A 25,814-nucleotide genomic window follows, 5' to 3' on the forward strand; every position below is an offset into this window, starting at 1 on the left:
ACTGAGCTAACGACCCATCTGGTATTACTAACATCTTCACCTTATAAGCTAGATTAACTAACTTAGAGGGTTAAGATGCCCTCAAACGACTGTGTCGCTCTGAGGGCGCCTATAATACCTTTTTCAGATTCGCATGCAAGCGCAAATTTCCCATTTTTCTTTGTTTGCCTGAAAAACAATCTAAGAGATTGTTTTCTGAATAAATCAGCATCAAAGTGATGAAAGTTGCTGCAACGCAATTCTCGCTGCTGCGCTATTTGCATATTCATTGGTAACTTTTTGGTAATAAGCCTTTGCCTTTGCCTTATCACCGGTTTTTTCGGCAATCATACCCAGCTTGACTAAACTTTCACCACGCTTACCTGAATCGGTGTATTTTTCAACAACTGTGGTAAAAGCTTTTGCAGCACCAACAAACTCACTCTTATTATAAAGAAGTTGGCCTAACCAATAATTAGCATTAGGTGCATAGCTTGAATTTGGATAGTTTTGAATAAACTGAGCAAAAGCAGGAATTGCAGCTTCATACTTTTTATCTTTTAGTACCAAGTTAACCGCTTGCTCATAGCTTGCCGTTTCACCAAGACTTGAAGATGCCGTTGTAGGCGACGCTGAAGTATTAACAACAACGGGAACTGCAGGCTTAGCTGAAAGGTTAGCAATATCCTCATATAACTGGCGCTGTCTTTGCAGCATCTGTTCAATCTGATAAGACTGTTGTTCACTTAAGCCACGAAGATCGAGTACTTCTTGCTGTAATGTCTCCAAACGCTGCTGCATTTGAAATTCGTTTTGTTGCTTAGCTTTAATAACTCGTTCTAAACGAGAGACTCTATCATCAGTAGAGCCACCAGCAATATCTGAAACAGGTGCAGGTGCTGCGTAAACAGAACCTGCAACTAAGATGATTGCCGCTGATAAAACAGCGTGTTTCATGAGGTAAACCTTTTACCAGTAAAAATTAGTAAACAAGTACAGCACGACGGTTCTTAGCAAAACCTTCGTCGTTACGAGAAAAATCCATTGGCTTTTCTTCGCCATAACTAACAATACTCATTTGGCTTGGCTGAACGCCCATGCCTTGCAAATATTTAGCAACGGCTTTAGCACGGCGCTCACCTAGTGCAATGTTGTATTCCGGTGTTCCACGCTCATCGGCATGGCCTTCAATCATTACACGAACATTTGGATGCTCAACTAAATAATCGCCATGAGCTTCTAATATTTCAGCAAACTGCTGAGATACAGAGCTACGGTCAAAGTCGAAATAAATAATATGTTCTTTTCTCAACTCTTGGAATTTAAGGCGCTGCTGTTCTTCAGGAGTTAAAACTGGTGCTACGCCGCCAGTTTCAACTCCATTGTTTGCATATTCACTTGATGAAGATGACTCAGTTGAACTCGTTGCATCTGTTTCTGACTCAGAAGTCGAGCTACATGCACTGATAGCCATAATAGGAAGTACGACTAGCATCGCTTTAAATAGCTTATTCAGATCCATTTTTTAAATCCTTAATCTTTATAGTTAGAGAAATGGTGACCAAGACGGTGATTTAACTTCACCCTGCCCGACTGGCAGTCTTGCTTTAAAACGTCCATCCATAGAAACCGCAGCTAACACCTGCTTGCCTTGGTATGTCGTTCCATAAATTACCATGGTGCCATTTGGCGCCACGCTTGGTGATTCATCTAATCGCGTACTGGTTAGCACTTGCATAAAGCGAGTTTCTAAATCCATACGGGCAATATTAAACTTACCGTTTGTTCGATTAACAAAAATAATGCTGCGTCCATCCGGTGCGATAGAACCACCAAGGTTCCATTCGCCTTCGAAGGTTAAACGCGAAATCTTACCTGAATCTAAGAAAACACGATATAGCTGCGGACGGCCGCCTCTCTCTGACGTAATTAGTAATGACTTACCATCAGGGAACCAAGATGGCTCAGTATCAATAGCATAGTGATTCGTTACACGTTTAATTGCTTTTGTGTCGATATCAACAACGTAAACTTCAGGTTGACCATCTTTAGATAATGTTACAGCCAATTTTTTACCGTCAGGCGAAAATACTGGCGCACCATTAATACCATCAAAACTCGTTACTTTAGTACGTTGTTGAGTATAAATGTTCTGCACATAGACTTCCGCTTTGCGGTTTTCGAAACTTACATAAGCAAGGCGTTGTCCATCAGGAGACCAAGAAGGTGACATTAATGGCTCTGGCGAACGCAATAACATCTGTTCGTTATAGCCATCATAATCGCTGATCATTAACTTATATGGTGATTTTTCACCATGATTAACTACCACATAAGCAATGCGGGTTAAGAACGCACCGCGAATACCGGTAAGCTTTTCATACACAACATCACTGATTCGGTGACCGTATTGGCGGAACTGTGCTGCACTAATAATCGTTTCACGGCTATCGATAACCAAATCTTGCTTTGATGCAGAGTCGGGCTGCAATTGCGCTTTAACTAAATCAATCAATTCAAAAGTGACTAAGTACTTATCACCTGGGTATGGCTTGATAGACCCCATAACAACTGCTTCTGCAGGCTGGGCCATCCAAGCTTTAGCGTCAAACTGCGCTAAAGTACTAATATTACGCTGAGGCAAACTCAGTTCATCAGCCGGACTAAAAGTACCGCTTCGTGCTAAGTCTGACATCACAACATCAGAGATCTGTGATGGCATAGGGCCTGTACCTTGCCAAACAAAAGGTATAACAGCTATCGGTCTAGCGGCATCAACACCTTCAGTAATGACAATATCTAACGCAGCCTTTACCGGCATACTGCAAATAAGCAGGCTCGCGAGCAACCATTTCCCAAAAATTTTCATACGGTTCCTTTAATTGAACTCAGGTTGAACAGTTAAATTAATTTCTTTTAGCTTGTTATAAACGTCAGGCTCATTCGAGACAGGCAATCTTCCCGCTTTATTAATAGCGGCTTTAGCTGCTCGGCAAACAACGCTGTCACCATCAAGTGTTTGACTTGCAGTAACAAAACCGTCGTTAGCAAGTCGAATAAACACTCGACAACTCTTACCTCGCATAGACTCATCAACAACCAAGTTGCGTTGAATCGTTGCTTTGATCATAGAGGTGTAGCGTTGAACTTCGGTCATGACTTGCTTATTACGGGTTTGAGACAGTGCAGCCTGTTCAGCAGCTAATGCATCTTGCATCATTTGCTCTTGCTCACGTCGAGCTTGCTCTTCTGCTTTTCGCTTACGTTCAGCCTCTGCTTTACGTTTTCGCTCGTCTTCCGCCTTTTTAGCAGCAGCTTCTTCAGCTTTACGTTTTTCAGCCGCTTTACGTGCCGCTTCTTCAGATGCTTTACGCTCAGCTTCTTTCTGTTTACGTTCAGCTTCAGCCTTGGCTGCTTTCTCTTTCTCTTGCTTTTGCTTCAACTGCGCAGCTTTTGCCGCATCTGCTGCATTTTTGGTTTCTATCTCTTTCTGTTTACGCTCTTGCTCAAGTCGCTTAATCTGCGCTTGCTCACGTTCACGCTCTTTCCTCGCTTCACGTACGCGTCTATCCGCTTCATCCTGACGCGCTTTCTCTTTACGTTCTGCTTCACGTTTATCCGCTTTTAATCTTTCAACATGCTCGGCGACCTTTTTTTGGTCAACAACAACAGCTTGTACTGCGGGTGCACTAGCTTGTGGTTGCGGTTTCGGTTTTTCCGAGAAATCAACACCTAAGGCAAGAATAACTATCACGCCAATATGAATTCCAGCTGAAATCGCAACTGGTAGCGTTAAATCAGATTTAGCCGCCACTTTAGTTAGCCTCCGGCGAATCGGTCATTAAGCCCACAGAAGGCACCCCAGCCCCTTGAAGAGTCACCATTAACTGGATCACTTTTTCATAAGGGATTGAACGGTCTGCTTTTACAACAACAGGACGTTCAGGCTCTAGCTGAATAATGGCACCAACTCGTACTGCAACTTCTTCAAGATCCAATACTTCTTTGCTGCTCGAACTCCCTACATCCAAATAGTACTCACCCATAGCATCTATCGATGCAACCACTGGAGGCTTGCTGTCAGATGGCAGAGGCTCTGCTTGACCTTGAGGTAAATCAACTTTTACCCCTTGGCTAACAATCGGTGCAGTTACCATAAAAATAATCAGCAATACCAACATCACATCGATATAGGGCACCACATTAATTTCAGCAACCGGACGACGGCGCTTCCTTTGGTAGCCTTGATGCATTATGCCTGTTCCTTCTCGCTATATGCTTGACGATGCAGGATGCTAGAAAACTCTTCCATAAAGTTAGCGTAAGACATTTCTATCTTTTCTACTTGAGTAGAAAAACGGTTATAGGCAATTACTGCTGGAATAGCGGCGAATAGACCCATAGCAGTTGCAATCAAGGCTTCAGCAATACCCGGAGCAACCATGGCGAGTGTGGCATTTTCAACTGCACCCAATGCGATAAAGGAGTTCATGATCCCCCAAACCGTACCAAACAGGCCAATATAAGGGCTAGTTGAACCAATGGTGGCTAATAAAGGCAGATGAGTTTCAAGCTTCTCTAATTCACGTGACAACGACACGCGCATTGCACGGTAGCTGCCATCCATCACGGCTTCTGGCACGCGGCCATTTAGCTTGTTTAAACGCGCATACTCTTTAAAGCCAGTAACAAATAGCGCTTCTAGGCCTGTATTGCTATCTTGTCTTGCTGATAACTCTTGATACAGTTTATTGAGATCTACACCTGACCAAAACTTATCCTCAAACTTTAAAGCTTCGGTTCTCGCCGTGGTAAGTAACTTTCGACGCTGTAAAATAACAGCCCAAGAGGCAATTGATAAAGCAAGCAAGGTCAGCATTACAAATTTAACTAAAAGACTTGCCTGTAAAAATAATCCAATAAAAGAAATATCAGCTTCCACCTTTAAACTCCTGCGCAATATTTTGGGGAATGGCTATGGGTCTCATGCGGGATAAAGCGATGCAAGCAACAAGTATTTCTGCCTCACAATACACCACACCATGCTCATCGATAAGGCGTTGCTCGAACACCATTGATGCTTTCTTAAGTTGTATGACCTTGGTTTCTACAATAAGGTTCTGTTCAAATCGTGCGGCTTTACAAAAATCTAATTCTGCACGTTTAACTACAAAGGCTACGTCATCAGCAAGAAGCGCGGTTTGACTCACGCCTAAAGCGCGTAACCATTCCGTGCGTGCCCGCTCAAAAAAGTTTAAGTAATTTGAGTGGTAAACAACGCCACCTGCATCTGTATCTTCATAATAAACCGAAATAGGCCAACGAAACATAAACGATAATCGCCAATCGATAAGATAAAATAGAGGCCTACTATACCTAGCCAGTATGCAATTGTGAATCGCGATATGTGATATGCAATGCCCTTCTTCATAAAATTTTGTTAATCATCTTAAATGATTGTTGCATAAGCGTCCAAACTGACGCCCCATGCAGCAGTCGAGTACTCTGGCGTTTTTCTGCCACAAAAAAAGGAAGCCGAAGCTTCCTTTAAAATCACATATTAAAAATAGCTTTACTGTCCAATTTTGGCCGGTACTTGCAAACCAAAGTTGTGCCAAAGGAAGCTATAGATATCGGCAAACTCATCAATCTTCATTGAAGTTGGCTTACCTGCGCCATGACCTGCTTTTGATTCTATACGCATAATGACCGGCGCATCACCTTGCTGCATGTCTTGCATCAAGGCACCAAACTTAAAGCTATGCAAAGGTACAACGCGATCATCATGATCAGCAGTCATCACCATAGTTGCAGGATAAGCTCGTTCTTTAAGGTTATGGTATGGCGAGTAAGCATATAATGCAGGGAACTGCTCAGCATTGTCGGCACTACCGTATTCACTGGTCCATGCCCAACCTATAGTAAACTTTTGGAAGCGAAGCATATCGAGTACACCTACCGCAGGCAAAACTGCGGCAAAAAGCTCTGGACGCTGGGTGATTGCCGCTCCCATTAATAGACCGCCATTACTACGACCATACGCACCTAACTTTGAAGAGTTTGTATAATTTTCATCAATTAAGTACTCGGCTGCAGCATAGTAATCATCAAATACGTTCTGCTTTTTATCGAACATACCCGCTTTATGCCAGCTGTCACCGTACTCTGCACCACCACGAAGGTTAGGTACTGCATAGACCCCACCCATATCCATCCACGCAATATTTGCTGGACTAAAACGCGGCGTCATAGAGATAGCGAAACCACCATAGGCATAAAGCAATGTTGGGTTTTGACCGTCCTTTTTCATCCCCTTTTTATAAGAGATCAGCATAGGCACTTTAGTACCGTCTTTACTGGTATAAAATACTTGCTCTGAAGCGTAGTCATTTGGATCAAATGAGATATCTGGTTTTGAGTAAACGCTTGACTCACCAGTTTTAAAGTCGAACTTATAAGTTGTTTGCGGCTGGATGTAACTATTAAATACATAATAGAAGTAATCTTTACTACGCTTGCCATATGGACCAGCAATCTTGCCTTTACCTGGAAGCGTCACATCTTGGCGTTTATCACCATTCATGTTGTAAATGGTGAGTTTCCCCAATACATCATGCAAGTAACTCACCACGAGATGATCGTTCACAATTGCCACATTGCTAATAGGATCACTCAGTTCAGGAATAATCGTCTGCCAGTTCTGTTTGTCACTATTATTCACATCAACGGCGATGACTTTGCCATTCGGAGCGTTGTAATCGGTTTTGAAATAGAAAACCGAATCGTCATTGCCAATAAAGCTATATTCAGCCTCTAGATCAGGAATAAGCTCTACAACTTCAGCTTTTGGATCCTTAAGCGACTTATAAAAGAAGCGGTTACGGCTGTCGGTACCTTGGGAAATATACAGCAGCAGGTAGTCACCTTTTTCTGATACTTCAATGCCAAAGCCCCAATCTTTATTTTGCGGGCGCTCATAGACTAACGTGTCAGCACTTTGCGGCGTACCAATTTTATGAAAATACACCTTTTGATTAAAGTTAACATCAGCTAGAGCATTGCCACCTTCAGGAGCATCATAACGTGCGTAATAAACACCGCTATTGTCACTATTCCACACGGCACTTGAGAATTTAATCCAATCTAACTCGTCGGCTAATTTCTCTCCGCTAGCAACATCGACAAAATGCCAAGCCTGCCAATCAGAGCCTGATTTTGAAACTCCATAAGCTAACGTCTTACCGTCATCACTTACCGATACACCAGATAAGGCGACTGTACCGTCATCAGAAAAACTATTAGGATCAAGTGCTATCTTTTCTTGGCCTTGTGCATTTTTTACATAAAGAACAGATTGTGCCTGCAAGCCATTATTACGGTAATAAAAGGTGTTTGTGCCTTTTTCAAAAGGTGCTGAAATTTTTTCGAAATTCCATAATTCAGTAATACGGTCAACAATTACCTGTTTGTTCTCTATATTTGCTAAATAAGCATTACCGGCCTTTTGTTGTTCACTGACCCACTTTTTGGTTCTGTCTGACTCAACTTCAAGGTAACGATAGGGGTCGGATACTTGCACTCCATGAATAGTCTCTACTACGCCACCATTATTTTCGCTAATAACACTTTCACCGCTGTCTACGCTAGGTTGTGACTGGCAACCTACAATCGCAAGACCTAATCCCACCGCTAATAAATGCTTTTTAGTGAGTATCGATTTAATTCGCATAATTTATCCCTGATTAACTGACTCTTTTATCATTAAGAGTTCTGTTGATACCGCTAAGCATTCATGCAATTAGATAATCTTATTGTTATCTTGAGTGACTTAACGTCCGGCTTCTGGGGCACTATACAAACTAAAAAATTACATCGCAAAGATTGTTTATTTAATATTGATAATGATTATGCGCAGCAACTGTTAATAATTTAGTAACATAGATAAATAAAATATCATGCGAAACTTCAAGCTAAATGTGACCAACACCACAACAATAGGGGGTAACGCAGATTTTTGCAGCAAGCCTGCACACTGCATTCATTAGCAAAACTAATGACAAACTCTAATAATTCTAGTTTGTCACTTAAGCTCTACAACTCTATAATTCGTCTCGTTTTCAGGAAGTGTCTGCCTAGCAGATTCGAAAACAAGAACTCTTAAACTTTGGTGGTTATCCACGGAAGTTATATCCCTGGTTCTTATGCTTGACTTCCTTCCTTCAATTTGTTGATTGCAATGATTTATTTTTGCGGCCCGCTTACATGTAAGCGGGCTTTTTTTTGTCTAAAATTTAAATAACATCATTAACAACCAAATTTTACCCAATAAAAAGCCCAACATCTCTGCTAGGCTAATGACTACAAATTTAGACGTCTTTATTTAGCTAAAGTGGCTTACTAATCCTAATCACTACTCGGCGGTTTCGAGAACGTTCTTCAATCGTTTGATTCGATGCAACATGTCTTTTCTCGCCATGGCCCATTGTATGAATACGGCCTTGACCAATACCACTGGCGACAAAAAACTCTTTGACTGAGTCCGCACGTTGCTCAGACACTCGCATATTGGCACTACGCCCACCATAACTATCTGTATAAGCATCGATTAAAACTAAGTCGACGTTTTTATCATAAGCTAAGTACTCTTGCACTCGTGCTATTTGCGACTTTGAATAACGTGTTAACTCTGTACCACCCGACTCGTAAGTTAATACCGTCAAAGCGATATCTTCAAATGAGTAAGGTAATAATGAAGATAAACACGACTTAAACTCAGAATACTGACGTCTAAAGTTAACAGCTGAAAGCCCAACAGCTATCTTGTTCGATTCGTTATACCAATCGGCATAATAAAATGTCGGCTGCATACCGCTTTCAAGTTCGGCCAACATGGACCAAGCAGCATTACGCGGCACTTCGCCGCTAAAGTACTTTTGATAAGTCAGCTCAGTAATATCTTTTGATACCACACCAGGTCGCCACGCCGGTGCCATACTCACCAATTTAGCTTGAGTCACTTGGTCCGGTTTAACCCACATATCCAAACTAAAATTAAGGTTATGATCTTTACCCGCATAGCTAGTAAACACGGCTTTACCGTATGATGGTATATCATGCTCTAAGCGGCACATAACAGGATTATTACCACTCAAACGCCACTGCGACTCCTCTAATGAGGCTACATATTGCCTTAGATCTGCCTGTGCAGATAAAGGGAGCAACAATAATGATGTTAAAATTAACCAATGCCGCATAAATTAACTCTCTAAATTTGTATGACTACTCTCTATCGGCAAAGATTTATCTTTCTTTAGCTTATAAATTCAGCAAACGCACATGACAGTGATCATCAGTTGCCGCATAATAGTCTCTTGCACTCTTTTGGGAAATTTTAATGACTGACACTTTAGACCCTAATTTATTGAAAAACCGCTTTAGAGGGTACTTCCCAGTGGTCATTGACGTTGAAACTGCTGGTTTCAACTCAAAAACAGACGCGCTTTTAGAGATTGCCGTCACTATGCTTAAAATGGATGAAGACGGTGTTCTAGCGCTCGATAAAACATTACATTTCCATATAGAACCTTTCGAAGGCGCAAACCTTGAGCCTGAAGCATTAGCATTTACAGGTATCGATCCAACAAACCCGCTGCGCGGTGCCGTTAGTGAAAAAGAAGCATTCTTAGAAATATTTAAAGAAGTGAAAAAGGCGCAAAAAGCCGTAGGTTGTCATCGCAGTATTATTGTGGCTCACAACGCTGCTTTTGATCATGGCTTTGTTACCCAAGCGATTGAACGAAATGGGCTTAAACGCACACCGTTTCATCCATTCGCCACATTCGACACCGCAGCACTTGCAGGTTTAGCTATTGGCCAAACCGTTTTAGCTAAAGCTTGCGCTATGGCAGGGATCCCGTTTGATAATCGTGAAGCACATTCAGCACTCTATGATACTGAACGTACAGCAGAGCTATTTTGCTTAATTGTAAACCGCTGGAAAGCTTTAGGTGGTTGGCCGTTTATTACAGATGAAACTGAAGGTAAAGCTGAGCAAACCGCAGAATCTTAAGCGAGAGCAGGTTTTTATAAATCTATAGTTTAAAACAAAAAAGCTGCGATAATCGCAGCTTTTTTTTATGCTTTAGCAACTTACAATTTTTTAGAAATTATAGTGCGTCAGCATTGTCAGTTAGGTAAGAAGCAACGCCTTCTGGGCTTGCATCCATACCTTTGTCGCCTTTTTCCCAGCCTGCTGGGCAAACGTCACCGTGATCTTCGTGGAATTGAAGTGCATCAACCATACGGATCATTTCGTCAACGTTACGACCTAGTGGTAGATCGTTAACCACTTGGTGGCGAACTTGACCTTCTTTGTCGATAAGGAATGAACCACGGAATGCAACACCCGCTTCTGGATGCTCAACATCGTATGCTTTACAGATCTCATGTTTAACGTCAGCAACTAGCGTGTATTGAACTTGGCCAATACCACCCTTGTCTACTGGCGTGTTACGCCATGCATTGTGAGTAAACTGAGAATCGATTGAAACACCGATTACTTCAACGCCACGCTTCTTGAACTCATCCATGCGGTGATCAAAAGCAATTAGCTCTGATGGACACACGAAAGTGAAATCTAGTGGGTAGAAGAATACTACGGCTGTCTTTCCTTTAATTGCTTCAGATAGGTTAAAGGTATCAACAATTTCACCATTACCTAGTACTGCAGCAGCAGTAAAATCAGGGGCCGGACGGCCGACTAATACGCTCATTTTATTTCTCCATCTATGGATTGCTAAAAACGCTATTTCGTTTTAAATCTAAAAGCATTATATGCAGTGTTTTACTCTATACAAGCTATTTGCGAGCAATATCACTTTTTTAAATGATTATTCTGTTAACTGACCACTATCCCATCAGCTTAACCCTGTTTTTAATGCTGCTATTCACACTTTGTTTGCATATTAAGGTACAGCTAATTCACAACTCTGTTTGAATTCAAGATATCCAGCATAGTTACTGGACATCATGCGTATTAACAGGCAAAAATGGTCGCAACTTCAAATATAAGAAATAGATTAATCATATTATGAATGCTGTTGTCATCGCTGTATGCCTAATGTTAGGCCTCAGTTTAGCTAGAGTTAATATCGTCATTGCGCTTACCATTTCCGCTTTAGTTGCCGGTCTTGTTGGTGGCATGGATCTGCATCAAACGGTCGCAGCTTTTAATACTGGCCTTGGTGGTGGTGCACAAATCGCATTGAGCTATGCTCTATTGGGCGCTTTTGCTGTTGCCTTGTCGCATTCAGGTTTAACAACGCTAATTTCAAGCAAGGTCATTAGCTTGCTTGGTAAAGAGCAAAATAGTACCAACAATAACTTCGTGCGCTGGGTGTTACTATTAACCATTCTTGCAATGGCTATTTCTTCACAGAATATTCTTCCTATCCATATCGCCTTTATTCCTATTTTAATTCCACCATTACTACACGTAATGTCAAAATTAAAAATGGATCGCCGCTTAGTCGCTTGTGTGCTGACTTTTGGCTTAGTGACGACTTATATGGTATTGCCTGTTGGCTTTGGCGGCATCTTTTTATATGACATTTTACTTACCAATCTAAACAGTAATGATTTGCAAGCTGTTCAAGCTCAAGTAGCCCCAGCGATGCTTATTCCTGCTCTCGGTATGGTATTTGGTTTATTGGTCGCTATTTTCATTAGCTACCGTAAGCCTCGTGAATATAAAGAAGAGCAAATTCTAGCTGCAGAGCCTGAAGAAGGCTTGAACCAGCGTAATATTGTGATTGCCGTGATTGCCGTGATTTCAACCTTGGTAGTGCAGCTCTATACCGGCTCAATGATTTTCGGTGCTTTGATTGGCTTTATTGTATTTAGTTTTTCTGGCGCACTTAAGCACGTTGCCGATCAAGACATCTTTAACCAAGGCGTGCGCATGATGGCCAACATTGGCTTTATCATGATTTCTGCGGCAGGTTTTGCTGCTGTGATTAAAGGCACTGGTGATGTCGGCAGCTTAGTAGAAATGATGAATACAGCAATTGGCGATAATAAAGCCTTGGCTGCATTTTTGATGTTACTTGTAGGCTTGCTTATCACTATGGGGATTGGCTCATCGTTTTCAACGATTCCAATTATTGCGGCAATCTATGTTCCTTTAGCCATGAGCTTCGGCTTCTCTGTTGAAGCAACTATTGCTCTTGTTGGTACTGCTGCGGCGTTAGGTGATGCAGGCTCACCAGCATCTGAATCAACACTTGGCCCAACAGCCGGTCTTAATGCCGATGGTCAACATGACCATATGAAGGACAGCGTTATTCCAACCTTTATTCACTACAACATTCCTTTACTCGTGTTTGGCTGGATTGCAGCAATGGTGCTTTAGTTTAAAAGTTATAGCGCTTATAAAAACCAACAAAAAGGAGCCATTAGGCTCCTTTTTGTTGTTAAGTGATTTAGTTAGAAGATAACCTTCAAACCAACTTAACCTATGACAAAACTTTAATACTTATTTAGTACCAAAAATCTTATCACCCGCATCACCAAGACCTGGCAAGATATAACCTTGCTCATTTAGGCAGTCATCAATAGACGCAGTGAAAAGCTCAATATCTGGGTGTGCTTTCTCAAGCGCAGCAATACCTTCTGGCGCAGCAACTAATACAAGCGCTTTAATCGCTGTACAGCCACGCTCTTTTAATAGGTCGATAGTCGCAATCATTGAGCCGCCAGTTGCAAGCATTGGGTCAACCACAAGCGCGATACGTGATGGCATGTCGCTGGCAAGCTTTTCAAAGTAAGGTACTGGCTCAAGCGTTTCTTCGTCACGGTAAATACCGACAACTGAGATACGTGCACTTGGTACGTGCTCAAGCACGCCATCCATCATACCTAGACCTGCACGTAAGATAGGCACTACAGTTACCTTCTTACCTTTGATCTGATCGATTTCAACCGGACCATTCCAACCATCAATCGTTACTTTTTCAGTTTCAAAATCAGCCGTTGCTTCGTATGTTAGTAGACTGCCTACTTCTGCCGCTAATTCGCGAAAACGCTTTGTGCTAATGTCACCTTCGCGCATTAATCCAATTTTATGACGGACTAAAGGATGCTTAACTTCAACGACTTTCATTTTGTTCTCCTGATTTTCTAACGTATTTTTCACGGTAAATTTTAACGATTCTAGTAGATTTGTTCGTACAGGAAAACTTAAAGTTTCAAAAAGGCGGTAAATCGTGACCTCTGTCGCTAAGTTAATTGAAAAACTTACCTTTCGACGCTACTCACAAGCTGATAGAATAGCGCCGCGTAAAATCCAATAATAATCGATACCCGTACCCGAGAGGATCTCCGTGAGCACTCCTACTACCCCACTAAGCTATAAAGATGCAGGCGTTGATATTGATGCCGGAAATGCACTAGTTAACAACATCAAGTCAGCAGTAAAACGTACCCGCCGTCCAGAAGTTATGGGCAATCTAGGTGGTTTTGGTGCACTTTGTGAGCTACCAACTAAGTATAAGCATCCAGTACTGGTTTCAGGCACTGATGGTGTTGGCACTAAGTTACGTCTTGCTATCGACTTTAAAAAGCACGACAACGTCGGTATCGACTTAGTCGCCATGTGTTCAAATGACCTTATCGTTGCTGGTGCAGAGCCACTGTTCTTCCTTGACTACTATGCGACAGGCAAACTTGATGTTGAAGTTGCAACCTCTGTAGTAAAAGGCATTGCAGAAGGCTGTGTACAATCAGGCTGTGCACTTATCGGCGGTGAAACTGCTGAAATGCCAGGCATGTACGAAGGCGATGACTACGACCTAGCAGGTTTCTGCGTTGGCGTAGTTGAAAAAGAAGACATCATCGACGGCACTAAAGTGCAAGACGGTGATGCCCTTATCGCATTAGCTTCAAGCGGTCCTCACTCAAATGGTTTCTCACTTATCCGTAAGGTATTAGAAGTGAGCAAGGCAGATCCAGAGCAAGAACTTGCTGGTAAGCCACTAATAGATCATTTATTAGAGCCAACAAAAATTTACGTTAAATCACTGCTTAAATTGCTTGAACAGCACGATGTTCACGCAATGTCACATATCACTGGTGGTGGCTTCTGGGAAAACATCCCACGCGTACTACCTGAAGATTGCAAAGCAGTGGTAAACAGCGACTCATGGCAATGGCCAGTCGTATTTAACTGGTTGATGGAAAACGGTAATATTTCACAATTTGAAATGTACCGCACCTTCAACTGCGGTGTTGGTATGGTTGTCGCCCTACCAGCAGACAAAGTCGATTCAGCCTTAACATTGCTAAATGCAGAGGGCGAGAACGCATGGTTAATTGGTAGCATTGCCAAGCGTAACGGCGAAGAAGAGCAAGTGGAGATCCTGTAATGCCCCAGAGTTGTCGCGTTTTAGTATTAATTTCAGGTAACGGCAGTAATTTACAAGCCATTATCGATGGTTGTGACGATAATCTTCAAGCTGACGTTGTTGGCGTCATAAGCAACAAACCAGACGCTTACGGATTAGTTCGCGCCCACCACAATGAGATTGATACCAGCTGCGTGATAGCTCACACAGGCGAAACTAGGCAAGAGTACGATGCACGTCTGCTTAGCGCGATTGAAAAGTATCAGCCAGACCTTGTGGTTTTAGCTGGCTTTATGCGTATTTTAAGCGACGAATTTGTGCAACGTTTTGAAGGTAAGATGATTAACATCCACCCTTCTCTTTTGCCTAAATATACAGGTTTACACACGCATCAACGTGCTATCGACGCTAAAGACACTGAACATGGCGCAAGCGTGCACTTTGTCACGCCAGAGCTTGATGCCGGCCCCGTTATCTTACAAGCTAAAGTGCCTGTTTATGAAGATGATACTGCCGAGGTTTTAGCAGAGCGTGTACATGAGCAAGAGCATGCTATTTACCCTCTAGTGGTTAAATGGTTCAGCCAAAACCGTTTAACCATGGTTGATGGTGTAGCGCAATTGGATAATCAAGCACTGCCAATTAATGGTTATGCTGCTGACTAAGCATTAAAAATCATAGTATGGCAAAAAGGCACCTTTCGGTGCCTTTTTATTTGGAACTATTGTTGCTTTTTTAGCTTTCAAGTACTCAAGTCCTCCCTTTTTTCAGTGTGTTAGCTAGGATATTTTTGATACTCTATAGCTGCATAACAATGCCAACATAAGCAATTAAAAAAGTAACGGTACCAAATATGATTACACCTAAAGAATTAGAAAAATTATATGCTCAGGGGCAAAATATCAGTGCCTTGTTACGAAAAGAACTCAATATCGATCATAATACTCCGGAAATCATTGAGATCTCCTATGACATGCAAACAGGCTCGTATACTGAAGCTATGAAAAATGAAGCAATGGCGAAGCATAAAGCTGAATATTCTGCTGAAATAGCCAGTGTCATACTTTCTTTGTGTGAGCCTAAATCAATACTAGAAGCAGGTGTTGGTGAAGCGACAACCCTTTCAGGAGTTATTAAAAGTTTAAACAAACCAACAAAAAGCTATGGCTTTGATTTGAGCTGGTCGAGAGTCGCCTATGCTAAAGAATGGTTGCTAAGCCAAGGTGTAACTAACACCACATTATGTACTGGCGACCTTTTTAATATGCCATTTATCGATAATGCTATTGATATCGTTTATACATCACACTCAATTGAGCCAAATGGTGGAAACGAAGAAGCGATCCTTAAAGAGCTCTATCGTGTTACCAATAAATACCTAATTTTACTTGAACCTGGTTACGAATTATCAAACGAAGAAATACGCCAACGAATGGATTCCCATGGTTACTGTAAAAACTTACCTGCAATAGCTAAATCATTGGGTTACGATGTTTTAAAACATCAGCTATTCTCATCTTCTGCAAATCCACTAAACCCTACTGCTTTGACAATCATATCTAAACAAAGCAATACAGATTTACCAGGAAATGTGTTTGCTTGCCCTAAATTCAAAACGCCAATAACACTAATCAATAATGCTTTTTATAGTCCAGAGGCGTTAGTCGCCTACCCTATTATTGGTGATATCCCATGTTTAAGAATCGAAAACGGGATTTTTGCTAGTAAGTTCCCAGAAATAGCAAAAGACTAAAGTTAAGCGCTATAAAAATGGCCGCTTGTTAAAAAAGTAACAAGCGGCCATTTACTTTTGAAAGTGACTAGATGCCCCCAATCAACAACTAAGTAAACTAGTAATTAATAGTGTACTCTAGTGCTAAGCGGCGTCCATAACCTGAGAACTGGCTACGGTAAGTTTCCCAAATAACTTCTTTATTCATCTGTGAAACCAGTGGTTGGTAGTCTTCATTGAGCAGGTTATCAATACCAAAAGTAAAACGGCCATAATCTGTATCAAACGTTGATACCAAATCCACTAACGTATATCCGTCATAAGGCGACTCATAGAAACTATAACCGGCATCGCTTTCGCGATCATGCTTATCTCTATCGCCTACGTAGTTTGCTTGCAGACGCAATGAGGCTATATCGCTAAAGCGGTAATCACCGTAAATGGATGCTTTAATCGGCGTGATCCGAGTGCCATTCATCCAGTAATCATCACCCATTTCGCTATTGATACGCTTACCTTCTGACATTGATACGCTAGTACCAAACTTAATTTCACGGTTAATCTGATAATCTAGCGTCGCCTCAAATCCCCAAATTTGTTCATCAGCAACGATGACTGCCGCTACGCGCTTATCCGCTTGTGAATCCACATTATAATCATAGGCATAACCATCTTTTATATCTGAGTAGAAGAAAGATAAACTCCCTTGCAGGCTGTCATCACTATAACGCAAGCCCGTTTCATAATAGTTTGTTTGGGTGGCAGGGATATCAGCCGCGAACTCTGCAACACTGTCGACAGGCATATCTCTAAGCATACGCATATCTGCGTGAGAGTAGCCCTGAGAGTAACTGGCAAAAATGTCAGTGCTATCGGCAATATTATAAACGAGACCTAAGTTCACCAAAGGCTTATCGTACTTTAGTGTATCTCCTTGTTTGGCGCTAAGAACACCGCGCTTATAACGCATATAATCTGGCACTTCGATTTCAAAGTTCTCATAGCGTAAACCCGCTTGTAGCGTCAAATCATCAGTCACTTGATTCCAATATTGTGCAAATGGGCTTAATTTAGTTTCAGTTAAATCACATACCGAGCAAATATATTGAGACTGAGTAATAGGATTACCATCCGCATCGATACCAGTAAGCACGTCACGATCTCGGCCTTGTTCGGTATTATCTTTGCCGTATTCAAAGCCATAAGCTAAACGACTTCTATCATTAATCGTCCACTGCATAGCCGCTTTAAAACCACTGCGGGTAGACACAATCTCAGATGCTGATTCATAACCCACGTTTACTTTGCTGTAATAGGCAGACAGGCTTAATTGTTGGCTGAAGAAGTCATCTTGATCGTAAGTAAGCTGTATAGTGCTAAGTTTGGTTGACGGATTAGGTCCTAGATACGGCTCACTTTTGTCAATTTCAATAAGACCATTTTCTTCATTAACATTACGTTTATAATGCAGCTTATTTTCAATATAGTAATGGTGAGCAAGCATAGCTAAACGACTAGATTCAAACTCTTGCTCAAGCTTAAACAATACGTCGTACTCATCGGCATCCCCCATACCACCTTGATTATTCGGTGCGCCAGGTAATTGCTCGCCATCAGCATCGTAAAGGTTACCGCGATCTTTACCTGATAAGTTAAGTAAGTAGCCTAGGTCTGAATCGGTTGTACCGGAAAAGCTCTGAGAAATACTGTAACCCGCATCAGAAAGCTCATCAGCAAACGCTTCAACACCCACTCGAGTCTGCATTTCAAAATTTACGCTCGGCTTTTTGGTGATTACGTTGATGATAGCGCCCGCTTCACCATTGCCATACATAGCGCTTGCACCTTTGATCACCTCAATGCTTTCAATGACATCTACAGAGATAGATTGTAGATCGCGTCCACCAGCACGAAGTGTGGTTGAAATAAGTACGCCATCAATCATCACTATCGCTTTACCGCCACGAAAGTTTTGACCAAATGTAGACATAGTTTCGGTACTTGGAGAAAATCCTGGTACTAAATTGGAGATCATCTCAGACAGATTACGTGCAACCACACGCTGCATGTCCAAATCTTCCTCTGATACAATAAAAACTGAATTGGGTGTATCACTTAGCTTTTGCGCAAATGGTGAAGCAGTAACAACAATGTGTTCCATATCTTCAGATTGATTTGATGCGTTATTACCTTGCTCGGCCATAGCTAATTGGCTTGCTAAAGCACTCAATACTGCTAATCCTAAAATACTTAACTTCACTTGTCTTTCCATAAATAAATGAGAACGACTATTATTAACATTTACCAATGGATAGCAACGAACTTACATAACATTTACAATCGCATCAACTTAATATACATTTAGAAATAACAGGACATGAGCGCTGGCGGCAAGTGCATGGCACTGCGATTATTTGAATGACTTTTTAAACCTAAAAAGTCATTCAATGTTACGTGATCACTTCATCTGAAAAGTTACAGATAAAAATTACCTTAGAGTGGGAATTAAGATTTTCTGTCGATGTTTTTAAACTGTTCAACCAGCACAACTTTATCACGTCCTTGTGCCTTTGCTCGGTACAATGCTTTATCAGCGCCTTCTAGCACACCTTGCCAGCAATCTTTTAATAATGACGCATTTAAACGCTTCCCTACACCGATTGAAACCGTCAGATTGAGCACCTGTTTACCCGCAGAAATCGGCGTATTGGCAATCGCTTTACGCACGCGCTCAAAACGCCTCTGCAGCTCAATAACCGTTACTACGCAGCTAGACGCCGACCAACTAAGAGACAGAACAAACTCCTCTCCGCCCCATCGAACTAATAGATCCTGTTCGCGAATATTCTTTTGAATAATTTGACCCACTTTAATTAACACCTCATCACCGATATCATGCCCGTATGTGTCATTTACGGCTTTAAAATGGTCGATATCAATAATCGCTAAACACATTTGCGTGTTCACGCCCGCGGCTTGCTGTTGAGCTAAGAAGTCCAAAAAATAGCGACGATTATAAAGTCCGGTTAAAGCATCGACATTAGATTGCTTATACAACTCCAAGTTAGATGTTTGCAGATTTTTGTTATCGTTTTCTAACCAGTAACGCTTTTTAATTAATAATGATATTGAAATAACAGCAACTAGAATAAAAAAACACAGAAACTTTTCTCGAATTGTTTGTTCAGCTAAACGCGCTTCATGAGCATCATTTTCAGCCTTTAACAATGCAACTTCTTGCTCACGATATTTCTCTTTATAACTTTCAGTCAGGTTTAATAACATTTTTCCGCGTTTATCAAACAACAAACTTTTACTTTCTTCATTCGATCTTCGTTGGTGAGCCAGCGCAGTTTCAAAATCTCCTAAAGCCTCGTAAGCCAAGGCATAAGTATTAAACATATCGGCTAAACCGGATTGATTGTTTATCTCTTGGTAATACGATTTACTGACATCTAATGCTGATAATCCTTCTGCAATCTTCCCTTGATTAACCAAAGATTTAGCTAACATGCGGCTACAATCAGCCTCAAATACCTTGTATTGATATTCAGAAGCATTCGCCACACATTGACGCGAAATCTTCCCAGCAAACAAATATTGTTCGGTCGCTAGATAATAATTAATCCATGCAATCTGCACATTAAGCTGTACGCGTAAGTTCCCACTCAAGGCTGCATTTTCTCTTGCAGCTATAAGGTAAGGCTCACTTTCATCAACTCTATCAAGCCTTTCTAAAATGAACGCTGAATTATTGTTAAATACACTGAGCTGTTCATAACTGCCGCCATACTTATCGACATGCTCTAGCGCGTTCATATTGGCTTGCCATGCTTTATCCCATTCTTCTATTTCAAGATAGATAAGCGACACATTAGACAAAACCTTACTGACGTATGGATCTTCACGCTGCAAAATAAAGATATCAAGAGCACTAAGATAATACTCAAGCGCTGAGTAGTATTGTGATTGGAAGAAAAACAGTGCCGCTTTAACGTTATAAGCGCGGCCAGTTAAATGGGTAAAATTCGCTTCTTTAGACAGCTCTATCGCATCATCTATTAACGTAAAGCCATCTTCAACCCTACTTTCTTTAGCCGCAAAAGTAGCCTGCCACATCTTAGCTTCAGCAATCAACCAAGCCTGATCATGTATTTTAGCCACTGTTGCCAAGTTCTCAATTGCACGCTCAGCCAACTTGGGCGCACCATTCGACAACTCGATATCATGTAGGATCCTATAGTAAGCGAACGCATAATAAGGTGATGTTTTTGCCTGTTTGACAGTAATAAGTTCTGCTAACTTTCTGCGCTTATCTTCAGCCTCAATGGTTTTACTATTGAGAAGCTCGATAATCTCGTCACCTTGAGTGAGTTTAGAAAGGGTATTTAGTGGCGAAAATTCAACAGATATAGCGGCATGTGAATAGAGCATCATCCCTACAAAAATAATCAATGCGGTGATTTTATTCATATACAAATCGCTGAATAGGCAGAAAGCATTTGGAGTGAAAAGTTGTTCATTTACGTGATAATTAATCGTGAAAACAAGTCGTTACAGCCTGCGTCACTTATGATTTATGAGGTTCGTCACACAATATCTGAAAACAAGATAAGGTCAACATAAATGTCACCAAAAGTTAAAAGATGTGAACACGGTTTGAAAGCATAGGTAACACAATCGCTAAAAGCTGTTACCTAAACAAGTTTCAAGCAGAGGCTTTTTGAGCTAAATAGAAAATAAATCTACAAATATTATTGTTTTTAGGGGCAAGTTGGCATTAGATAAAGGCTAATTATTCGGCAAACTAATGTGAAGTAAGAGAGTCAGATGAAAAATATTATTTGCGATATTGATGGAGTGTTACTGCACAACAACCAGCTTATTCCCGGAAGTGATAAGTTTATTAACCGCATAGTAGAGCAAGGTAACCCGCTCGTTATACTGACTAACTACCCGGTACAAACGGGTAAAGATCTACAAAACCGATTAGGCTCCGCAGGTCTCAACATCCCTGAAGAATGTTTTTATACGTCCGCCATGGCCACTGCAGATTTTTTAAAGCATCAGCAAGGGACCAAGGCCTATGTGATTGGTGAGGGCGCACTAACCCATGAATTGTACAAGGCTGGCTTTACCATTACCGATATCAACCCCGACTTTGTGATTGTTGGTGAGACACGCTCTTATAACTGGGATATGATCCATAAGGCTGCAAAATTTGTGAGTGAAGGTGCACGTTTTATTGCCACCAATCCTGATACCCACGGGCCCTCATTCAGCCCCGCTTGTGGCGCCTTATGTGCACCTATTGAACGTATTAGCGGTAAAAAGCCGTTTTATGTTGGTAAACCAAGCTCATGGATTATTCGTTCAGCGCTTAACCACATAGGCGGACACTCAGAAAATACGGTGATTATTGGTGACAATATGCGCACTGATATTCTGGCAGGTTTTCAAGCGGGTCTTGAGACAATATTAGTCACCAGCGGCGTTAGCTCCATTGCCGATATTGAAAAAGAGCCCTTTAGGCCTAACCATATCTTTGATTGTGCGGGTGATATCGACGTGGTCTAAATATTATCCTAGAAATGTCCCTTTATAACCTTGGCTTTATAACTAGCTAAGGTCATTCGATTGTATAACCACGATTCTTGGGCAGCGCTATTACGTTAGTGCTGCTATCTATATTTCCGCTTTGTTATCATAATTTTCTAACTGGACTCTTAACCTGTCACCACTCAGTGCAATATTAAGTAACATTTTAGTCATTAGATTATCAGCCTCACCGCTTGCCAATTGGCGTCTTTTTCCGCCATCATCCTCGTAATAAAAAAGTCTAAAATAACAATAATAGGGCCTTTACATGCGTTCAATTTTACCTGTTTGCGCACTCACCATACTGACAGCCTGCAGCCAACATCCAACAAATATTACCAATGTCACAGATGTATCTTTTGATGAAAAGCGTTTTCGTCAAGATATCAAAACCCTTTCATCAGACGAATTTGAGGGACGTGCGCCAACCACTAAAGGCGAGCAATTAACTTTAGACTATTTAAGTAACGCCTTTGCAGAAATGGGCCTCAATAAGCCAAATGGCAAAAATTATTTGCAAGCCGTACCTATGGTTACCTACACCGCATCCGATGAGCAAACAATCCTCTTAGGTGACTTGCCGCTAAAGCATCGCCAAGATGTGGTACTAGGCAGCCGTCATGATGTAGAAAATATTGATATCAATAGTGCACCGCTTGTTTTTGTTGGGTACGGCATTAACGCTCCAGAGTATCAATGGAACGATTATCAAGACCTCGATATGAGTGGCAAAATTGCGGTCATTTTGGTTAATGATCCCGGCTTTGCTTTACCTAACTCTGGAAAGTTTAATGGTAAAGCCATGACCTACTACGGCCGTTGGAGCTACAAGTTTGAAGAAGCGAGCCGACAAGGCGCATTAGGAGCCATCATCATTCACGACACCAAACCAGCCTCTTATCCTTGGTCGGTGGTGGAAAACAGCTGGACCGGTGCCCAACAAGACCTTGTCAGAAGCCAACAACAGCAAGCACAACGTGTGAAAGTCGAAGGTTGGATCACTTACAATATCGCGGAGCAACTCTTTGACCATGCAGGCTTATCATTAGCCACTGTGTCTGACCGCGCAGCAGCAAGCCCTATCAACTTACCATTAAATCAAACGGCTTCAATTGAGTTCGCCAATCAAGCTCAATACGCTAATAGTTACAACGTCGTGGCGACATTACCCGGTAATAGCCGTCCTGACGAACAGATCTTATTTACAGCACATTGGGATCATATCGGTATAGATAGCAGTAAAGAAGGCGATCAGATTTATAACGGTGCCTTGGATAACGCCTCTGGCACCGCAGGCATTTTAGAAATTGCCCGCCAACTTGCTAACCAAGCCAAAAATGGTAACCCTCTAGCCCGTTCAGTCACTTTTGTGGCAACAACAGGTGAAGAACAGGGTTTACTCGGCTCTCGCTATTACGCTACAAACCCTATTTATCCATTAGATAAGACCGTAGCGGTATTTAATCTAGACAGTACCAACATTTATGGACGTACTAGCGATTACACCATAATAGGTAAAGGCAAATCAGAGCTTGAAAACTATCTTATTGAGGCGCTTACAAGCCAAAATCGCACAGCTAAAAGCGAAAAGTATCCAGAGTCAGGCGGATTTTTCCGCTCAGACCATTTCAGCTTCGCTAAAGAAGGCGTTCCAGCAGTATTTGCTGGTGGTGGCAGTGAGCCAATCGATGACGCAACGGCTCAATATAAAGCAGCAATGAAACTTAAAATGAAAGGTTGCTATCACAATGTTTGCGACGAGTATCGAGAAGACTGGGACCTATCTGGTGCTTTAGAAGATTTAGCCGTTTACTATCAAGCTGCCACAGCGTTAGGTAACAATAGTGATTGGCCCGGCTATTTTAAGGGCACTGAATTTAACGCTCTACGCCCGGCTAACGACACCTTAGAGCAAGCCAGTAAATAAAGCAGCACTTGAGTGATTAGCCACAAAAGGGATCACCACTTTTTCTAATAAAGTATCCAGTAACATTTTACCTATTTGAAGGTTTTCAACCAGCCGACTTGCCACCCACTTGTCGGCTTTTTTTTATCACTCTAGCAGCCACTTTTATTAAATTTAAATATGAGCTTTAGTCACATCCAGCTAAAACCGAGCAGATAATCAGCAAAAAATATGGATTTTTCAATTAATTTTCACAATTCATTTTAATTGAAGCCACATTACGATATGTCCAATCAAACTGAGCAATCCCCCCCTACAAATTACCGATACAGTACAATTACAACCGTTAAATTATGGAATTATCATTTTAATGATTCAAAAATCTAAATTTAACTAGGTAAAAAGTCACATTTAACAGTTATTATTCAAAAACGGATTTGTATTCTTCAATTTTCAATGGCAGATTAATACTCAATTACGTTTAAGACAGAATTTTTGGAGTGACACATGTGTTCAATTTTTGCAATTTTAGATATCCAGTCAGACGCAACACCACTGCGTCAAGTCGCTCTTGAAATGTCTAAACTACTGCGCCACCGCGGCCCAGATTGGTCAGGGATCTACAGCAGTGATAAAGCGATTTTAGCCCACGAGCGTTTAGCTATCGTCGATATTGAACACGGTGCACAGCCGTTACTTAGCCAAGATGGTTCTATCGTGTTGGCCGTTAACGGTGAGATCTACAACCACAAGGAGCTGAAAGCAGAGCTAGGTGACAAGTACAGCTACCAAACTAACTCTGATTGTGAAGTTATTTTGGCGCTATATCAGGAATACGGTACTGAGTTTTTAGATAAGTTAAACGGCATCTTTGCTTTTGTACTTTACGACAAAACCAAAGACACTTATCTGGTTGGTCGTGACCATATGGGGATCATCCCTCTTTACACAGGCCATGACGCTGAAGGTAACTTCTATATTGCCTCTGAAATGAAAGCATTAATGCCAGTATGTAAAACGGTAGAAACCTTTACTCCTGGCCACTACCTATCAAGCGAGAAAGGGGAATTAACCCATTACTACCAACGAGACTGGCGTGAGTTTGTCGCTGTTCAAGATAACCCTGCTAGCGCAGAAGATGTACGTGATGCATTAGAAGCAGCCGTGAAACGCCAGCTTATGTCAGACGTCCCATACGGTGTGCTGCTATCAGGTGGACTGGATTCATCAGTGATTTCAGCCATCACCCAAACATTTGCCAAACATCGCATTGAAGACGACGGAGAAAGCAGTGCTTGGTGGCCTCAACTGCACTCATTTGCCGTTGGACTTGAAGGTGCACCAGACTTAATTGCGGCGCAGAAAGTTGCCGATGCCATTGGTACCATTCACCATGAAATCACCTTTACCTTCCAAGATGGTATTGATGCTATTAAAGACGTGATTTACCACTTAGAAACCTATGATGTCACCACCATTCGCGCTGCAACGCCAATGTATTTAATGGCAAGAAAAATCAAGGCCATGGGCATTAAGATGGTGTTATCAGGCGAAGGGGCCGATGAATTGTTCGGCGGTTACCTCTACTTCCATAAAGCGCCAAACGCACAAGCCTTCCATGAAGAGCTAGTCCGTAAACTCGATAAGCTACACCTATTCGATTGCCTACGCGCTAACAAAGCGATGGCGGCATGGGGACTTGAAGCTCGCGTTCCTTTCTTAGACAAAGAGTTTATGGATGTCGCGATGCGCACTAACCCAGAAGCTAAAATGTCGAAGAACGGTAAAATTGAGAAACACATTTTGCGTGAAGCCTTTGAGCACAAGTTGCCTAAGGAAGTGGCATGGCGTCAAAAGGAGCAATTCAGTGACGGCGTAGGTTACTCTTGGATTGACGGACTTAAAGATCACGCAGCTGAAAAAGTTGATGATTTAAAACTGGCTAACGCCAAGTTTAGATTCCCATATAACACACCTGAAACCAAAGAAGCCTATTTCTACCGTACTTTCTTTGAAGAGCTATTCCCATTGCCAAGTGCAGCGGAAACGGTACCAGGTGGTAAATCGGTTGCCTGCTCAACGCCAGAGGCGCTAGCGTGGGATGAAAGCCTACAAGGGATCATCGATCCATCAGGACGTGCAGTGCAATCAGTGCACGACAGCGCTTACTAAAACTACCAATACCCAATAAAAAACCACT

21 protein-coding genes are annotated in these 25,814 nt (G+C 41.8%); 8 read left to right on the forward strand and 13 right to left on the reverse strand.

Annotated features, from left to right (window positions below):
- Nucleotides 1–210: 210 nt before the first annotated feature.
- The 9 genes from ybgF to AB4298_RS05290 form a co-directional block, all read right to left on the reverse strand.
- Nucleotides 211–936 (reverse strand): tol-pal system protein YbgF, encoded by a 726-nt coding sequence (ybgF, locus tag AB4298_RS05250; RefSeq protein ID WP_371985928.1) that lies wholly within the window; start codon nucleotides 934–936, stop codon nucleotides 211–213.
- Nucleotides 937–961: 25 nt separating this feature from the next.
- Nucleotides 962–1,501, reverse strand: coding sequence for a peptidoglycan-associated lipoprotein Pal (pal, locus tag AB4298_RS05255; protein WP_371985929.1), 540 nt, complete (start codon nucleotides 1,499–1,501; stop codon nucleotides 962–964).
- Nucleotides 1,502–1,525: 24 nt separating this feature from the next.
- Nucleotides 1,526–2,848, reverse strand: a complete 1,323-nt coding sequence (gene tolB, locus AB4298_RS05260) for a Tol-Pal system beta propeller repeat protein TolB (RefSeq protein ID WP_371985930.1) — start codon at nucleotides 2,846–2,848, stop codon at nucleotides 1,526–1,528.
- Nucleotides 2,849–2,857: 9 nt separating this feature from the next.
- A complete protein-coding gene (tolA, locus tag AB4298_RS05265; protein WP_248999173.1) occupies nucleotides 2,858–3,793 on the reverse strand; it encodes a cell envelope integrity protein TolA in 936 nt (311 codons plus the stop codon).
- 1 nt (nucleotide 3,794) lies between these two features.
- Nucleotides 3,795–4,232 (reverse strand): protein TolR, encoded by a 438-nt coding sequence (gene tolR, locus AB4298_RS05270; protein WP_248999174.1) that lies wholly within the window; start codon nucleotides 4,230–4,232, stop codon nucleotides 3,795–3,797.
- Entirely contained in the window at nucleotides 4,232–4,921 is a 690-nt protein-coding gene (tolQ, locus tag AB4298_RS05275) for a protein TolQ (protein ID WP_371985931.1), read from the reverse strand. The genes tolR and tolQ overlap by 1 nt, the downstream gene beginning before the upstream one ends.
- Nucleotides 4,911–5,309: a tol-pal system-associated acyl-CoA thioesterase gene (ybgC, locus tag AB4298_RS05280; RefSeq protein ID WP_371985932.1), complete on the reverse strand. Its 399-nt coding sequence runs from the start codon at nucleotides 5,307–5,309 to the stop codon at nucleotides 4,911–4,913. Before ybgC ends, tolQ begins: the two co-directional genes overlap by 11 nt.
- A 242-nt stretch (nucleotides 5,310–5,551) precedes the next feature.
- Complete coding sequence (locus tag AB4298_RS05285; RefSeq protein ID WP_371985933.1) at nucleotides 5,552–7,708, reverse strand: prolyl oligopeptidase family serine peptidase; 2,157 nt, start codon at nucleotides 7,706–7,708, stop codon at nucleotides 5,552–5,554.
- 655 nt (nucleotides 7,709–8,363) lie between these two features.
- Entirely contained in the window at nucleotides 8,364–9,233 is an 870-nt protein-coding gene (locus AB4298_RS05290) for a flagellar protein MotY (RefSeq protein WP_248999178.1), read from the reverse strand.
- Nucleotides 9,234–9,373: 140 nt separating this feature from the next.
- Between AB4298_RS05290 and rnt the strand changes: the two genes are divergently transcribed.
- On the forward strand, nucleotides 9,374–10,048 hold the full coding sequence (gene rnt, locus AB4298_RS05295; RefSeq protein ID WP_371985934.1) for a ribonuclease T: 675 nt from the start codon (nucleotides 9,374–9,376) through the stop codon (nucleotides 10,046–10,048).
- A 97-nt stretch (nucleotides 10,049–10,145) separates the two neighbouring features.
- On the opposite strand, the gene AB4298_RS05300 is transcribed toward rnt, so the two are convergent.
- A complete protein-coding gene (locus AB4298_RS05300) occupies nucleotides 10,146–10,751 on the reverse strand; it encodes a peroxiredoxin (RefSeq protein ID WP_220782372.1) in 606 nt (201 codons plus the stop codon).
- A 317-nt stretch (nucleotides 10,752–11,068) separates the two neighbouring features.
- On the opposite strand from AB4298_RS05300, the gene AB4298_RS05305 reads away from it, so the two are divergent.
- Complete coding sequence (locus AB4298_RS05305; protein WP_371985935.1) at nucleotides 11,069–12,388, forward strand: Na+/H+ antiporter family protein; 1,320 nt, start codon at nucleotides 11,069–11,071, stop codon at nucleotides 12,386–12,388.
- 123 nt (nucleotides 12,389–12,511) lie between these two features.
- On the opposite strand, the gene upp is transcribed toward AB4298_RS05305, so the two are convergent.
- Nucleotides 12,512–13,138, reverse strand: coding sequence for a uracil phosphoribosyltransferase (upp, locus tag AB4298_RS05310; RefSeq protein WP_371985936.1), 627 nt, complete (start codon nucleotides 13,136–13,138; stop codon nucleotides 12,512–12,514).
- A 220-nt stretch (nucleotides 13,139–13,358) separates the two neighbouring features.
- On the opposite strand from upp, the gene purM reads away from it, so the two are divergent.
- From purM to AB4298_RS05325, 3 genes are all read left to right on the forward strand, one after another.
- Complete coding sequence (purM, locus tag AB4298_RS05315; RefSeq protein WP_220782375.1) at nucleotides 13,359–14,399, forward strand: phosphoribosylformylglycinamidine cyclo-ligase; 1,041 nt, start codon at nucleotides 13,359–13,361, stop codon at nucleotides 14,397–14,399.
- The gene (gene purN, locus AB4298_RS05320; protein WP_371985937.1) at nucleotides 14,399–15,043 is read left to right on the forward strand and encodes a phosphoribosylglycinamide formyltransferase; all 645 of its coding nucleotides are present in this window, start codon (nucleotides 14,399–14,401) and stop codon (nucleotides 15,041–15,043) included. Before purM ends, purN begins: the two co-directional genes overlap by 1 nt.
- A 188-nt stretch (nucleotides 15,044–15,231) precedes the next feature.
- The gene (locus tag AB4298_RS05325; protein WP_371985938.1) at nucleotides 15,232–16,131 is read left to right on the forward strand and encodes a methyltransferase domain-containing protein; all 900 of its coding nucleotides are present in this window, start codon (nucleotides 15,232–15,234) and stop codon (nucleotides 16,129–16,131) included.
- A gap of 97 nt (nucleotides 16,132–16,228) precedes the next feature.
- Here the strand turns inward: AB4298_RS05325 and AB4298_RS05330 are convergent, their stop codons facing one another.
- Nucleotides 16,229–18,370, reverse strand: a complete 2,142-nt coding sequence (locus AB4298_RS05330) for a TonB-dependent receptor (RefSeq protein WP_371985939.1) — start codon at nucleotides 18,368–18,370, stop codon at nucleotides 16,229–16,231.
- Between the two features lie 245 nt (nucleotides 18,371–18,615).
- Nucleotides 18,616–20,583: a tetratricopeptide repeat-containing diguanylate cyclase gene (locus tag AB4298_RS05335; RefSeq protein ID WP_371985940.1), complete on the reverse strand. Its 1,968-nt coding sequence runs from the start codon at nucleotides 20,581–20,583 to the stop codon at nucleotides 18,616–18,618.
- A 357-nt stretch (nucleotides 20,584–20,940) separates the two neighbouring features.
- Here AB4298_RS05335 and AB4298_RS05340 point away from each other — a divergent pair, with 357 nt between their 5' ends.
- The 3 genes from AB4298_RS05340 to asnB all read left to right on the forward strand — a co-directional run bounded on the left by AB4298_RS05340 (nucleotide 20,941) and on the right by asnB (nucleotide 25,786).
- Nucleotides 20,941–21,687 carry an HAD-IIA family hydrolase gene (locus AB4298_RS05340; protein WP_248999186.1) on the forward strand — a complete coding sequence of 249 codons (747 nt, stop codon included), beginning with the start codon at nucleotides 20,941–20,943 and terminating at the stop codon, nucleotides 21,685–21,687.
- A 289-nt stretch (nucleotides 21,688–21,976) separates the two neighbouring features.
- A complete protein-coding gene (locus AB4298_RS05345; RefSeq protein WP_371985941.1) occupies nucleotides 21,977–23,635 on the forward strand; it encodes a M28 family metallopeptidase in 1,659 nt (552 codons plus the stop codon).
- A gap of 486 nt (nucleotides 23,636–24,121) precedes the next feature.
- The gene (gene asnB, locus AB4298_RS05350; RefSeq protein WP_248999188.1) at nucleotides 24,122–25,786 is read left to right on the forward strand and encodes an asparagine synthase B; all 1,665 of its coding nucleotides are present in this window, start codon (nucleotides 24,122–24,124) and stop codon (nucleotides 25,784–25,786) included.
- The last annotated feature ends 28 nt before the right edge of the window (nucleotides 25,787–25,814 follow it).

Origin of the sequence: Shewanella sp. 10N.261.52.F9 (assembly GCF_041471165.1) — a bacterium.
GTDB lineage: Bacteria > Pseudomonadota > Gammaproteobacteria > Enterobacterales > Shewanellaceae > Shewanella > Shewanella marinintestina.

What these genes read in the sequence shown, in the direction of transcription:
- upp (WP_371985936.1), bottom strand. Translation starts at nt 13,138, where the DNA reads ATGAAAGTCGTTGAAGTTAAGCATCCTTTAGTCCGTCATAAAATTGGA.
- AB4298_RS05340 (WP_248999186.1), top strand. Translation starts at nt 20,941, where the DNA reads ATGAAAAATATTATTTGCGATATTGATGGAGTGTTACTGCACAACAAC.
- tolR (WP_248999174.1), bottom strand. Translation starts at nt 4,232, where the DNA reads ATGCATCAAGGCTACCAAAGGAAGCGCCGTCGTCCGGTTGCTGAAATT.
- AB4298_RS05335 (WP_371985940.1), bottom strand. Translation starts at nt 20,583, where the DNA reads ATGAATAAAATCACCGCATTGATTATTTTTGTAGGGATGATGCTCTAT.
- ybgC (WP_371985932.1), bottom strand. Translation starts at nt 5,309, where the DNA reads ATGTTTCGTTGGCCTATTTCGGTTTATTATGAAGATACAGATGCAGGT.
- AB4298_RS05325 (WP_371985938.1), top strand. Translation starts at nt 15,232, where the DNA reads ATGATTACACCTAAAGAATTAGAAAAATTATATGCTCAGGGGCAAAAT.
- AB4298_RS05300 (WP_220782372.1), bottom strand. Translation starts at nt 10,751, where the DNA reads ATGAGCGTATTAGTCGGCCGTCCGGCCCCTGATTTTACTGCTGCTGCA.
- AB4298_RS05285 (WP_371985933.1), bottom strand. Translation starts at nt 7,708, where the DNA reads ATGCGAATTAAATCGATACTCACTAAAAAGCATTTATTAGCGGTGGGA.
- AB4298_RS05345 (WP_371985941.1), top strand. Translation starts at nt 21,977, where the DNA reads ATGCGTTCAATTTTACCTGTTTGCGCACTCACCATACTGACAGCCTGC.
- tolB (WP_371985930.1), bottom strand. Translation starts at nt 2,848, where the DNA reads ATGAAAATTTTTGGGAAATGGTTGCTCGCGAGCCTGCTTATTTGCAGT.
- asnB (WP_248999188.1), top strand. Translation starts at nt 24,122, where the DNA reads ATGTGTTCAATTTTTGCAATTTTAGATATCCAGTCAGACGCAACACCA.
- purN (WP_371985937.1), top strand. Translation starts at nt 14,399, where the DNA reads ATGCCCCAGAGTTGTCGCGTTTTAGTATTAATTTCAGGTAACGGCAGT.
- rnt (WP_371985934.1), top strand. Translation starts at nt 9,374, where the DNA reads ATGACTGACACTTTAGACCCTAATTTATTGAAAAACCGCTTTAGAGGG.
- ybgF (WP_371985928.1), bottom strand. Translation starts at nt 936, where the DNA reads ATGAAACACGCTGTTTTATCAGCGGCAATCATCTTAGTTGCAGGTTCT.
- pal (WP_371985929.1), bottom strand. Translation starts at nt 1,501, where the DNA reads ATGGATCTGAATAAGCTATTTAAAGCGATGCTAGTCGTACTTCCTATT.
- AB4298_RS05305 (WP_371985935.1), top strand. Translation starts at nt 11,069, where the DNA reads ATGAATGCTGTTGTCATCGCTGTATGCCTAATGTTAGGCCTCAGTTTA.
- AB4298_RS05290 (WP_248999178.1), bottom strand. Translation starts at nt 9,233, where the DNA reads ATGCGGCATTGGTTAATTTTAACATCATTATTGTTGCTCCCTTTATCT.